This is a genomic window from Pusillimonas sp. ANT_WB101, assembly GCF_008369125.1.
Lineage (GTDB): Bacteria > Pseudomonadota > Gammaproteobacteria > Burkholderiales > Burkholderiaceae_B > Allopusillimonas.
The window spans coordinates 998,055-1,010,345 of record NZ_VOAY01000001.1; the positions used below are offsets into that span (position 1 = coordinate 998,055).

The 12,291-nt window shown below is 53.2% G+C and carries 12 protein-coding genes; 3 read left to right on the forward strand and 9 right to left on the reverse strand.

The features are described 5' to 3' along the window. Positions 1 to 128 precede the first annotated feature (128 nt). Genes FQ179_RS04605 through FQ179_RS04615 form a run of 3 tightly spaced genes read right to left on the reverse strand, consistent with a single transcriptional unit; the run spans position 129 to position 3,056 of the window. A complete protein-coding gene (locus FQ179_RS04605) occupies positions 129 to 953 on the reverse strand; it encodes an amidohydrolase (RefSeq protein WP_149396071.1) in 825 nt (274 codons plus the stop codon). Continuing rightward, a complete protein-coding gene (locus tag FQ179_RS04610) occupies positions 943 to 1,983 on the reverse strand; it encodes a D-isomer specific 2-hydroxyacid dehydrogenase family protein (protein ID WP_255474832.1) in 1,041 nt (346 codons plus the stop codon). The genes FQ179_RS04605 and FQ179_RS04610 overlap by 11 nt, the downstream gene beginning before the upstream one ends. A 2-nt stretch (positions 1,984 to 1,985) precedes the next feature. Then, on the reverse strand, positions 1,986 to 3,056 hold the full coding sequence (locus tag FQ179_RS04615; protein ID WP_149396072.1) for a LacI family DNA-binding transcriptional regulator: 1,071 nt from the start codon (positions 3,054 to 3,056) through the stop codon (positions 1,986 to 1,988). A gap of 178 nt (positions 3,057 to 3,234) precedes the next feature. On the opposite strand from FQ179_RS04615, the gene FQ179_RS04620 reads away from it, so the two are divergent. Genes FQ179_RS04620 through FQ179_RS04630 form a run of 3 tightly spaced genes read left to right on the forward strand, consistent with a single transcriptional unit; the run spans position 3,235 to position 6,061 of the window. Beyond that, positions 3,235 to 4,248, forward strand: coding sequence for a TRAP transporter substrate-binding protein (locus FQ179_RS04620; protein ID WP_149396073.1), 1,014 nt, complete (start codon positions 3,235 to 3,237; stop codon positions 4,246 to 4,248). Positions 4,249 to 4,307: 59 nt separating this feature from the next. Continuing rightward, complete coding sequence (locus tag FQ179_RS04625) at positions 4,308 to 4,769, forward strand: TRAP transporter small permease (RefSeq protein WP_188074494.1); 462 nt, start codon at positions 4,308 to 4,310, stop codon at positions 4,767 to 4,769. Continuing rightward, positions 4,766 to 6,061, forward strand: a complete 1,296-nt coding sequence (locus FQ179_RS04630; RefSeq protein WP_149396075.1) for a TRAP transporter large permease — start codon at positions 4,766 to 4,768, stop codon at positions 6,059 to 6,061. Before FQ179_RS04625 ends, FQ179_RS04630 begins: the two co-directional genes overlap by 4 nt. A gap of 81 nt (positions 6,062 to 6,142) precedes the next feature. Here the strand turns inward: FQ179_RS04630 and denD are convergent, their stop codons facing one another. From denD to FQ179_RS04660, 6 genes are all read right to left on the reverse strand, one after another. Beyond that, the gene (denD, locus tag FQ179_RS04635) at positions 6,143 to 7,117 is read right to left on the reverse strand and encodes a D-erythronate dehydrogenase (protein WP_149396076.1); all 975 of its coding nucleotides are present in this window, start codon (positions 7,115 to 7,117) and stop codon (positions 6,143 to 6,145) included. Positions 7,118 to 7,338: 221 nt separating this feature from the next. After that, positions 7,339 to 7,749 carry a heme-binding protein gene (locus FQ179_RS04640; protein WP_149396077.1) on the reverse strand — a complete coding sequence of 137 codons (411 nt, stop codon included), beginning with the start codon at positions 7,747 to 7,749 and terminating at the stop codon, positions 7,339 to 7,341. A 68-nt stretch (positions 7,750 to 7,817) separates the two neighbouring features. Next, complete coding sequence (locus FQ179_RS04645; RefSeq protein ID WP_149396078.1) at positions 7,818 to 8,696, reverse strand: carbohydrate ABC transporter permease; 879 nt, start codon at positions 8,694 to 8,696, stop codon at positions 7,818 to 7,820. After that, entirely contained in the window at positions 8,693 to 9,592 is a 900-nt protein-coding gene (locus FQ179_RS04650) for a carbohydrate ABC transporter permease (protein ID WP_149396079.1), read from the reverse strand. The genes FQ179_RS04645 and FQ179_RS04650 overlap by 4 nt, the downstream gene beginning before the upstream one ends. A 130-nt stretch (positions 9,593 to 9,722) precedes the next feature. Continuing rightward, positions 9,723 to 11,045, reverse strand: a complete 1,323-nt coding sequence (locus FQ179_RS04655) for an ABC transporter substrate-binding protein (RefSeq protein ID WP_149396080.1) — start codon at positions 11,043 to 11,045, stop codon at positions 9,723 to 9,725. 126 nt (positions 11,046 to 11,171) lie between these two features. Next, on the reverse strand, positions 11,172 to 12,248 hold the full coding sequence (locus FQ179_RS04660; RefSeq protein ID WP_149396081.1) for an ABC transporter ATP-binding protein: 1,077 nt from the start codon (positions 12,246 to 12,248) through the stop codon (positions 11,172 to 11,174). Positions 12,249 to 12,291: the final 43 nt, after the last annotated feature.

The window sequence follows — 12,291 nt, forward strand, 5'->3', positions numbered from 1 at the left end:
ATATCGTTGGGTGATTGCAGTGCTTTGGTCAGCAGGAGTACATAAATGTGACGCCAGGCCTAGGTGTTGGAGCGTAATACTGGCCGGTTTAGTCGGAGCTTAAATTTCGATAATCCAATTCTTGTTATTTAGAATTGGTATAAAACGTGGGGATTCTTGCACAAGATACGGTCGTAGGCGCTAGGCGTCGGCGCCCAGTCGCGCAGCATGTGCAGCAGCCCTTCATCGTCCGGACGTATTGCTTGTGTTGGGTGTGGCCAATTGCTGGCCCAAAGACAGCGTTCGGTGTGCTCGCGCGCCAGTACCCTGGCCAGTGCGCCGACATCCTCGTAGTCGGGCGGACCTATCCGAGAGGTTTCATAAGCAGCGGAAAGCTTCACGTGGAAGCGCCCCGTATCCAGCAGCTTCCGCAGGCAGTTAAATGCTGGATCCTCTGGTTCGACAGGCTCCAGGAACTTGCCGATATGATCAATTACGACGGGGCAAGGAAGCGACATGAGCAATGGAGCATACTGTGGAAGATCACGCCCATCCAGTTGCAAGTTAATATGCCATCCCAGCGCGGCGATTTCCTCGGCAATAAGTGGAAGTTTGGCCCACGTCATGGTGCCGCCACCGCCTGGAATCAACATAAAACGTACACCCACCACACCGAGTGCGTTTAGCCGATCCAGCTCATGGCGTGCAGTGTCGGGTTCAAGAGCGACAATTGCTCGCGCGCTACCCTGCGCACTGGCAAGAGCATCAAGCGTGCAGCGGTTGTCCAGCCCGTAACCCATAGGCTGAACGATAACGCTTCGCCCAAGCCCTAATGCAGTCTGAAGTTTTGCGTAGGCTGACCATGGAGCTTGTGGGGGCGAGACAGGGTCTTTCTGCGGAATCGGATAGCGATCCAGATCATAGACATGAATGTGACAATCGCATCCTGGCAGTAGTGTTTCTTCAGTTTGCATGAGTGCCCTCCTGTGTTGGCTGCGCCAGTCGTTTTCGCAGTTGGTTCAGTCTCCAGGCATCGCCCAAGTTCAAAGCGCCGTCCGGTGCATCGCCAGCCACCAATTGTGCGAGCTGCCGCACAGAATCCATGGCCTGATGCGTTGCGGCTTCTGGGGTTAGGCCACCAATGTGCGGTGTTGCGATGACTAATGGGTGCATGGCGAGCTGGCGTGCAGGTTTTTGATCGTCTTCCGACCCGACATCCAGCGCTGCACCCGCGATGAGCCCGTTCTCTAGCGCGTGCAGGAGTGCGGGCTCGTCAACCAGTTCGCCGCGCGATGCATTGATGAAGAATGATGAGGGCTTCATAAGGCCGAATGCTGCGTCGTTCATCAGCCCTACGGTATCTGGAAGAGATGGTGCCAGGCATGCGACGTAGTCTGATTTCGTAAGCAGATCGTGAAAATTTATCTGCTGAATTCGCACGTCGTCGACGTCGACGTTGGGGTCGTGAACAATGATGTTCATTCCGAAGGCTTGCGCCAGCCTACACAGATACCTGCCGATCGTGCCATAGCCAATGACGCCCAGCGTAGCACCACGTAATTCTCGCCCCATGAATACCGCAGGCTCACGTCCTTCATGGTATACGGCATTGCTTGCTGAAATGCTGCGGCTCAGGTCTATCATCACTCCGATAACCCACTCGGCCACTGACGCGCCGAAGCCTGGGGTGGCCCGGGTGACGAGGATGCCGTTGCGGCTCGCCGCGACGATGTCGATATTACTCACATCCACCGCAACACGGCAAAGCACCGCAAGCCTGGGTAATTGCTCCAAGAGGGTCGCAGGAAAGGATGGCTGGCGAAATGCGACAATGACATCGCAATCGCCTGCTTCATTCAGGATTTGTTCGTGCGAAGGCTCGGAGTCGTGCTTGTTACGTACTATCGTGCCAAGCGCCTGTAGTTTGGCCAGCGCTTGATCGCCGTAATACAGCATGCAAGATTGCGGACTGTGGGTAAGATAGATATTGATTTTGTTGGGCATGATTAGCGGCTTCCTGGGCGAGACTGGTGCCGGCCAGTGGATGGTGCAGCAACCGATTTTCGTATCGTCAACGTGGGCTCGAAACAGATTTCCTCAGCCTTCAGGTCTGGTTGCGCGATGCGACGCACGGCCCGGTCGACCATGGTGCAGGCCATGTCCTGCATCGGCATGCAAATCGATGTCAGTGGCGGCCAGGTGAAGGCGGACAAGGTCAAGTCATCCATACCCACAATAGACATATCATCTGGTATGAGAAGGCCTTGATCTCTGATGCCGGCCATAAGGCCGACCGCCATCATGTCGTTCACCGTCACAATACCCGTTGGTCTAGGATCCATATTCACTATTGTTGCGGCCATTTCGTAGCCCATGCTTGCAAGTTCTGTATCGCCATACCGTGTCGCCGATTTCCCCTCGACCACCCTTCCTGACGCTTTCCCGGACTCTTGATCGATGGCCGCCATAAAACCCTCTATTTTTTGGCGTCGGCTGTAGGTCAAACCTTTTGGCATCGCAAACGCCAGGTGCGAATGCCCAAATTCAATTAAGTGTCTGGCAGCTAAGGTACCCGCAGCCACGTTGTCTGGCAGCACATAGTCGTGCCGGATCGTGCTGCCCGGATCAGGTCCGAGATCAAAGCTGATCACCGCGAGCCCGCGAGCCATAGCGGCCTCAATATGTTGCTCGTCACTCAACGACGACACCACAATGACCGCACGTACCCCAAACGCGATAAGGTCATCAAACATCGCGGCTTCGAGTTGCTTGTCGCGATGCGTGTTGCACAGAAGGACTCTATAGCCGTATTGCTGCTGAGCATAGGTTTCCATGGACATGGCCAATTGGCCAAAAAACGGGTTGGCCGTCGTTGGGACCAGTAGGCCGAGAATGGGACTACGCCCCGTCTTCAGTTGCCGAGCAGCTTGGTTGGGCCGATAGCCTAATTTGCGAATGGCCTCTTCTATGCGTGTATAGGTTTCGGGCCGCATACGGTCGGCTTTTCCGTTGAGCACATTGGATACTGAGCTCACCGAAACATGCGCAAGTCTGGCCACATCTTGTATTGTCGTCACATTAACATCCAGCTATAACTATATCGATTTACTATATCGATATAGTTATCCTAAGGCAAGACTAAGATTCATAAATATATTGCTGTCACAAGCTTTATATTGCACCTTCTAAAAAGCTATGTTAGTTTTTAATAAATCGATTTACTAAATCGGTATATTACATAAAACGGAGAGACAAATGAAATCAACTATCCCATTCTTTCAAGGGGCTGCAACGCGTGCCTTATTGGGTGCTGCCCTAGCCCTTGCCATATCGCTTCCGGGTCAGGCCCAGACAGTGCGTGAGCTGAAAATTTCGCATTCGGCGCCGGGTACGTCTGAGTCCGAGCTACACATGGCTGCCTGGGTCTTCAGCAGTTATATCAACGAAAACTCGGACACGCTGAAAGCCAAAATATATCCTTCCAACGCGTTGGGCGAAGAGCGTGCTGTTTACGAAGCCATGCAACTGGGTGGTGGGGCTTCATGTGCGGTAACGGGTACGGCGATTCTGAATAATTTTTCCAAGCGGTTAGGCGTCATAGACTTGCCTTTCATCTGGCGAGATTACGACCATATGCAAGTTGCGCTTGAGGGGCCCATTGGTGACTCCCTGTCCGAGGACCTTGAAAAATCCGGCTTTAAGGTGATGGCCTGGATGACAAACTGGGGCGCACGTAATATTGTGACCTCCAAAAAGAAAGTTACCCAGCCTGAAGACCTGCATGGCCTGAAGATTCGCACCATTCAAAGTCCCGTGTATATCGGCGCGCTCAATGCCATGGGTGCTAACGCTACGCCGATGTCTTTTGGGGAGGTCTACACGTCCATGCAAACCGGCGTCCTGGATGGCTTTGAACACGGTTCAGCCATCGTCATGAGCCAAAAGTTCTACGAAGTGGCAAAGTACATAGCGCTCACGCGTCACTTCCTTGGCCCCGTTGCCTTAGTTTGCTCCAAGTCTGTGTGGGACAAGCTCAATGATCGGGAAAAGCAGGTAATGAACGAAGCGGCCAGTTTGTCGGCTGACGTGAACTGGGCGCTGGCGCCCAAACGCGAAAAAGAGGCCTTTACCTTCCTGCGGGGCAAGGGGATGGAGATCACCGAGATCGATACCACGGGCTTTCGCAAGAAAGCGCTTACGCTCCAGGATGAGTTCGCCAAAGAGCGAGGCGCTGAGGATCTGTTGCAGCAAGTCCGCGCCACTCAGTAAACAGCCACGCGCGCCATCTTCGGGCATTGTCCTTTGGGTGGCGCGCAAGAGGAATGCATATGCGACACATCAACAAGCTTGCGGAAGGTGTGCTTAGCCTGCTATTTGCCGCCATGATCATTGTGGGGACGCTTCAGGTATTTAACCGATTCTTTATCAATGAATCGCTGAGTTGGAGCGAGGAGTTTCAGAAATATGCATTCATCTGGCTGGTGTTCATAGCCATTCCTGTTGCCTACAATCGTCATGCGCACTTGCGGGTAGACTCGCTAGTTGCACTTTTCCCCGAAGGTCTGCAACGCTTGCTAAGACTGGTCGTTGATCTTCTTTGGCTTGCGCTTGGCGTAGCGCTGGCGCTATTGACGCTTCGCATCATGCAGGTAACGCAGTCGCAAGAAAGTCCTGGGCTTGGATTGAGCATGTCGTGGGTGTATTGCGGGCTGTTTATTGGCGGTGTATACCAGGTTCTTTGCGTACTACACCGGCTCTATAGCCAGGCATTCAAAGAGGGCCGCCCATGAGTCTGGTTATGATTTTCGCGGGCATCCTGGCCCTAGTATTTTTGGGCGTGCCCATCCTGTTGTCGATTGCAACCGTGAGCCTGGCAGGCATCATGCTTATCCCCGAGCTGGTGCCGGCACTCATGCCGCAAAAAGCCTTCGCCATGCTGGACTCGTTCAGTCTGCTCGCTCTACCCTATTTTATTCTTGCTGGCGCCATCATGACCCGAGGGGGCTTAAGTGCCGGCTTGATTGAGTTTTCACAAAAAATCGTGGGTCATATTCGAGGAAGTCTTGGGCATACTGCGGTTTTGTCCTGCGTGGCATTAGCCAATATTTCGGGATCGTCCACGGCGGAAGCCGCAGCAGTGGGCTCTGTAATCATTCCGCCGATGAAGGCTGCAGGCTACCGTCCCGGTTATGCCGCCTCAATCGTTGCGGCCGCCGCCACAGTGGGGCCTATCATCCCGCCCAGCATGACCATGATCATCTACGGATCGATCACAGGTGTGTCTATCGGGGGATTATTCATGGCGGGCGTGATACCGGGCATTATTATCGCTATTTTGCTCATGACGCTGATCTATGCCATGTCATACCTGCCCGCGTACCCAGAGCTGCGGCACACGCTCCCTAGATCTAGCCTACGCGAAATTAAAACCGCAACGATTAAAGTATGGCCGGCGCTCCTCGCGCCCGTAATCATCATGGGTGGCATCCTCGGGGGTATCTTCACCGCAACCGAGGCGGGCATCGTTGCGTGTGTCTATAGTTTAGTGGTTAGTATGACCTGGTACCGCATTCTGCGGTGGCGTGACCTGCCGTCAGTACTGGTCGACGCCGCCGTCACCACGGCGATGGTTGCTGGCGTGATTGGTATGGCTGGCGTACTGGGTTGGCTACTCAGCTATCTCAACTTCAATGATGCTGTTTTGGGTGCATTGCGTGGGATAACCGATAGCTCCCTGCTAATGTTGTTGCTGCTGATCATTATCATGCTAGTCTTGACCATGATGCTGGACGGGTTGGCAGTGGTGGTGGTTATGGTTCCCACCATTGTTTATGTCGGAAACGCCTTCCACATAGATCCTTTGCATCTGGGTGTGCTGATGGTCATGATCACCCAGATAGGTGGCCTAACACCGCCAGTGGCCATTCTTCTTTTCGTTACATCCAGCATTGCCCGCATCCCGTTCGCTGAAGGAGTACGGGCTGTCTGGCCATTTGTTGCCGTGCTTTTGCTCAGCCTTATTCTGGTTATGCTGGTTCCTGCTCTGGCGACTTGGCTACCCAGTGTCGCTTTGAAACATTGAAGTCGCTCGCCCTGGTCTGAACGAGCCTATCGTCACTTTGCTTTGACGGTAGTCCTTACATAGTGGGCTAAGGAGTGCGGTTCAGGTTGCCAGGTCATCCTGAATATATGCCTGGATGACGGCATCAAAATCAGCGTCTCCAGTTAGGCCCAGCGCCTTTGCCCTGCTGTCATCCAAGGCCCCTGGCCAACTGGCCACGATTCTTTCGATGGCCGGGTCAGGGCTGAACTGTACGCGCTCAGCAACCTCGCGCCCTGCCTGACGCTCCAGTGCGGCCAGCATTTCCTGCACGGTTACTGAAAGACCAGGCAGATTGATGCTACGGTTATTGCCCAGGGCGGCCGCTGGCAGATTGTGGCCAGCGATCAACGATGCAATGGCCTGCCGTGGGGAAGATAGCCACAAGCGCAACTGTGGCGACACAGGGCAGATGGCGGTTTCGCCATTTAGAGGTTCTCGCAAAATGCCACTGGCAAAAGAGGATGCAGCTTTGTTCGGCTTGCCGGGCCTGATGCTGATGGTGGGCAGACGCAAGGTTCGCCCGTCTACAAAGCCACGACGGCTATAGTCGTTGAGCAGCAGTTCGCAAATGGCCTTCTGGGTGCCATACGACGATTGCGGGTTTACGGCGGTCGTGTCCAGCACGGTTTGTGGCAGATCCCCACCGTAAACCGCCACCGAACTGGTAAAGACTACCTTGGGTTTTTGTTCCAGCTCGCGGCAGATTTCCAGTAATGCGAGTGATGCATCCAGGTTGACCCGCATACCAAGTTCAAACTCGGCCTCTGCCTGGCCACTGACAATTGCGGCAAGGTGAAATATCGATTGCGTTTCAGCGTCTATGATGCTGCGCAAAAATGCCACATCGCTCAGGTCACCTGTAGCAATGCGGACACGTGGGTCGCCTGAATGGGGCGCGGGTGCAACGTCTGCAAGCACCAGCTGGTCTATTTTTTGATCCTGGCCATTGTTATCGCTCAGGTGACCCAAATCAAGCAGCCGCTGTGCCAATCGCTGCCCCAGAAAACCGGCGGCGCCAGTGATAACTACTTTCACATTAATCTCCTCATTGCTGCGCTGGGCCGACCATTTCAACGCGGTCGCCACGGAGGCGCTATGTACCGTTGGTTCTCGTCAACAATGTGGCCATTTCTTTCTGGCGGTAAGAACGACGCGCACTTAAACCTTTGCATAGAGGTGTTCGTCGGCATCATCGTCAGAAAAATTTAGCGCGTCCAGACACTGATTAACGAGAATATGACATGCATGTTAGAACGTCAAAGCGTCTTGGCAAAGCCTGCCAGATCATCGGCCAGTTCCTGGTCTTCTTGCGGTGTAAGACCGCTTACGCCCACGCCACCGATAATGTCGCCGCTTTCATTGTGTATTACCGAGCCGCCGGGCAGTGCCGTCAGTAAAGCATCTGCAAAATAACCTATTGGTATGTTTTCGTGTTTGAGCCTGGCATCAAAAGCCGCTGTTGTCAGCCCGAGCCTTACGCTGCTGTAGGCCTTGCGCTGAGCAATCTCAATGCTGCGCAGGGTGGCTTTGTCCATACGGACGAAACTGACCAGAAAGCCCTGCGCATCACAGATTGAAAGACAGACAGCTTTTCCTGCGGGGTTATCCATACGCTCAACGCCCTGCTCCAGAACTTGCAGCGCTTGAGACAACTTGATTGAAGCCATTTTTCCCCTCTGTAATCGTTGAATTGTTCTTGAACCGGTGTCCGGCGAGTTATGGACTCGCGGCTGTTCTACTCTTTGACGGCACCCGTCATCCCCGACACATAGTATTCAACAAAAAGCGAATACACCAACGCAACAGGCAAAGACCCTAATACAGCGCCTGCCATAAGCTGGCCCCAGTGATAAACGTCGCCTTCGATAATATCGGTGACCACGCCTACGGCAACCGTCTTTTCTGAGGTCGACGAGATAAAGGTCAGCGCATAAATGTATTCATTCCAGGAAAGCGTAAATGCAAAAATCCCCGCTGATATCAGGCCAGGCACGGCCAGAGGCAAAATAATTTTGGTAAGAATCTGCCAGTTGGTTGCGCCGTCGACCAGTGCACATTCCTCAATTTCGTAAGGTATGGTGCGAAAATATCCCATTAAAAGCCAGGTACAAAATGGGATCAAAAACGTAGGGTAAATAAAGATCAGTGCCCAGGGACTATCGAACAGACCTAGCTGATACACAATGGAGGCAAGCGGAATAAACAGAATGGAAGGTGGCACCAAGTAGGCGAAAAATACAGAAAGCCCCACCTGCTTCGATCCGCGAAAGCGCAGGCGCTCAATGGCATAGGCTGCGAATGCGCTGGTAAACAGCGAAATAAACGTGGCCATGAACGCGACCATTAGCGTATTCCACATCCACTTCGGGAAGGCTGTATTGAATATCAGGTCTTTGTAGTGGTCAAACGTAACTCCCACCACGATAAACGGGTTTGCATCACTAGAGTTCAGTTGAGCGTCTGGTTTGAATGAGGTAATAATCATCCAGTAAAACGGGAACAACAGAATAATCATGAAAATGATCAGCGGGATATAAATCGTGACCCAGCGTCGGGGTAATGACTGCAAAAACGCCATGCCCTGGTCTTCTTGGTTTTTGGTGGATTTTTTCATTTGTCACCCCCTCGTTGCCATGCGCGACGTTGCAATCCAAAATAGGAGAACAGAATGGCGGCAAGCAGAAACGGGATCATCATAATTGCCAATGCGGCGCCCTCTCCCAGTGACCCACCCGTGATGGCGCGCTGATAAGAAAGTGTTGTCATCAGGTGCGTCGCATTCAAAGGGCCACCTCGCGTCAGCACCCAAATAAGCTGAAAGTCTGTAAACGTAAACAGCACGGAAAACGTCATAACCACCGCGATAATTGGTGTCAGCAGCGGCAAGGTCACGTAACGAAATTTTTGCCATGACGAGGCGCCATCAATGGAGACGGCCTCATACAGGGTTGGCGAGATGGTCTGCAGCCCTGCCAGCAGCGTGATGGCGACGAACGGAATGCCGCGCCAGATGTTCATGGCAATAACGGAAAACCGTGCGTTCCAGGGCGTGCCCAGAAAGTCGATGTAGTTGTCAATAAGGCCCATTTTTACCAGCAACCAGCTGAACACCGAAAATTGCGGGTTATAAAGCCACCAGAAGGCAAGTGCAGAAAGTGCCGTTGGCACTATCCATGGCAGCAGTACCAGCGAACGAAACAGGGTCTTAAAGGGCACATTCTGATTCAATATCAGTGCCAGCCACAAACCCAGTGCAAACTTGATAATGCTTGCCACCACGGTGTAGACAATGGTGTTGAAAAGCGCCAATTGGGCAATGGGATCCTGCGCAAGATAGATATAGTTATCCAGCCCTATCCATTTTCCGGGCCCTGCAAGCGTCGTGTCCGTAGATCCCAGCCATATCCCCAGGCCTAGCGGGTAAGCCAGAAAAAACAGCAAAATCGCGGCAGCCGGCAGCATGAACAGCAGCCCCAGCGTATTTCGATTGTTCAGACTACGAAATAACATGAGTGAGTCCCGGGAAACCAGCCCAGGACGCCATCAGACGTGGCGCCCCAGGGTTTTGGCTATAGGAAACTGGGTAATCAAGGTGCGACACCTATCGGAAACTGTCTGAGTCGGCCTGTCGCATCGCCCATCAAGCCTTGTAATACCGCTGCGCCCTTTTAGCCGCCGCAGCGGCAGCCTGCTTCGGAGTTTGCTCACCACTGGCTGCAGAAGCAAACATGTCAATCACGATATAGTCCGCCATCACGGCGGCAGAGGCCGTACCCAACGGGCCTGCATAGCCATCAGGCAGCATTCTGCTGGCCACATCCCGATACACCGTAATCTTGGGATCCGACGTCCAGATCGGGTTCTTCTCGTACGCTTTCAGTGTTTGGCCCACATAACCCAGCGAATCGTGCAACCAGGCGTTGTACTGGTCGGCCTCCATCATGAACTGCATGTAGGCCTTTGCCGCGTTCGGGTATTTGGTGTAGTCGAACAGCATCATCTGCGTGATGCCCTGCAATTCGGTGGGTTTGCCAACCGGGCCTATCGGCAGGTGGGCATGGAAGATGTCTTCGGCCATGGCATGGCGCTTGGGGTCTGTTGAATTCAGCGCCGCAAAATATACTGAAATACCGTTATTAATGAGGCTTACTTTTTCATCAAAGAACGCCGTATTGTTGGAAGGATCCAGCCAGGACAAGGTCCCCGGTGGAAACGTTTTGTAGAGTTGCTGCACAAATTCAAGCGCCGCAACCGTTTCTGGCGAATCCAGGACAACATTCCCTTTTTCGTCGGCAACCTTGCCACCGTGGCCCCATAGTATCCAGTAGGTCCATCCATTACCGTCGAGCACCGAATGGCCTAACGGGAACCCTGGAGGCGTACCTTTCGCGCTAAGGGCCTGACAGAGCTTCAGAAACCCAGGAAAGTCTGTAGGAAATGTATCGAACCCTGCTGCCTGAACATGGCTTTTTCGATAGACCATCTCGTTGCCGATAACTGCGATCGGCAGGCCTATCCATTTGTCACCACTCATGCCATAAGTTTTGCACACGTCATACCAGCCACCGTATTTCTTGGCCAGATTGTTGGCCACTTCTGACACGTCGACCAATTTATCCGGGTAGCGGTGTGGGTCGTCAAACCAGCCAAGAATAATGTCGGGACCCGCCCCGATGCGCGCCGCAACAGCCGCCTTGGGGCGAATATCTTCGAAGCCTGCACGGTCCATCTGGACTTCTACACCCGTCAGTTCCGTGAATTTTTTAGTGTTTTCCATCCAGCGCTTTTCTTCGGCAGACACAAACTGCGTCCATCGCAGAACGCTCAACTTTGCACCTGATTCGATCTTAAACCCCATATCGGGCTTATCTGCAGCAAAAGCCGAGCCTGTAGCCCCGACCGCGGATGCCGCTGCTATGGCACCAGAAGATATCAGAAAGTCCCGCCTTGTATGCGTTGCCATGTCTCCACTCCTTTAGTTCCTTGTCGCATGTTGGTTGATAAACCTACAAATGCCTGGTTGGCGCGTGATGCTGCTCCTTCCAGTACTAAAAGACGTTTCATGATGCCGTTGTGCTGCGTTCAGGCGTTAGCCGAGGTTTTTCCCGCTTTCTGCATCGAAGAGGTGTGCCCGGGTTATGTCGGGATACAGGTTTACAACGTCATCGAGCTTGAACGTATACCGTTCATTGGATACGGAAACGGCGGCCACGCCCGCAAACTGGTAATGAATTTCTGTATTGGCACCGGTCAGCTCCACCAGCTTGACTGTGGCTTTTAGCCCTGGTCCTTCGCCACCCACCACGATATGTTCCGGGCGTACGCCGAAGACGAGAGATTGCCCCGCCGCCGCTAACTCGCCGGATTTGGGTGCCGCAAGGCGAGTGCCGTCTGCGAACTCAACCAAAGTGCTGCCGTTTTCTTTATGGGCCGTGCATGTGAAAAAATTCATGGATGGCGAACCAATGAATTTGGCGACAAAAAGGTTATCTGGGTGGTCGTATAAATCCAGCGGTGAGCCGCGTTGTTCTACACGGCCGTCATTCATAACCACGATTTGATCGCCCATGGTCATGGCTTCAATCTGATCGTGCGTCACGTAAATGGATGTCGTGCGCAGCCGCTGATGGAGCTCGCGGATTTCAGTGCGCATCTGCACACGCAGATTGGCGTCTAGATTGGATAGCGGTTCGTCGAACAGAAACACCTGAGGATTGCGCACGATGGCACGGCCCATTGCCACACGCTGGCGTTGGCCCCCCGACAATTGCCGCGGGTATCTTTCCAGCAATTCGTCCAGCCCCAGAATCTGGCTTGCGCGCGCAACACGACTTTTGATTTCGGTTTTGTCGAATTTGGCAAGCTTTAGCGAGAAAGCCATGTTTTCGAACACCGTCATATGAGGATAAAGCGCATAGTTTTGAAACACCATGGCGACATCCCGCTCTTTGGGTTGCATGTCATTAACGACTTTGTCGTTAATCATGATCTGACCTTCAGAGATCTCTTCCAGGCCGGCAATCATGCGCAGCAGCGTGGATTTTCCGCAGCCCGATGGCCCCACAAGCACCGTGAACTCGCCATCCTTGATATCAATATCGACTCCCCGAATAACCTGAGTGCCACCGAAGTACTTCTGAACGCCATGAATCCCTACGGTAGACATATGCATCATTTCCTTTTGGTTATGCGGTGCTGCACATTTATTT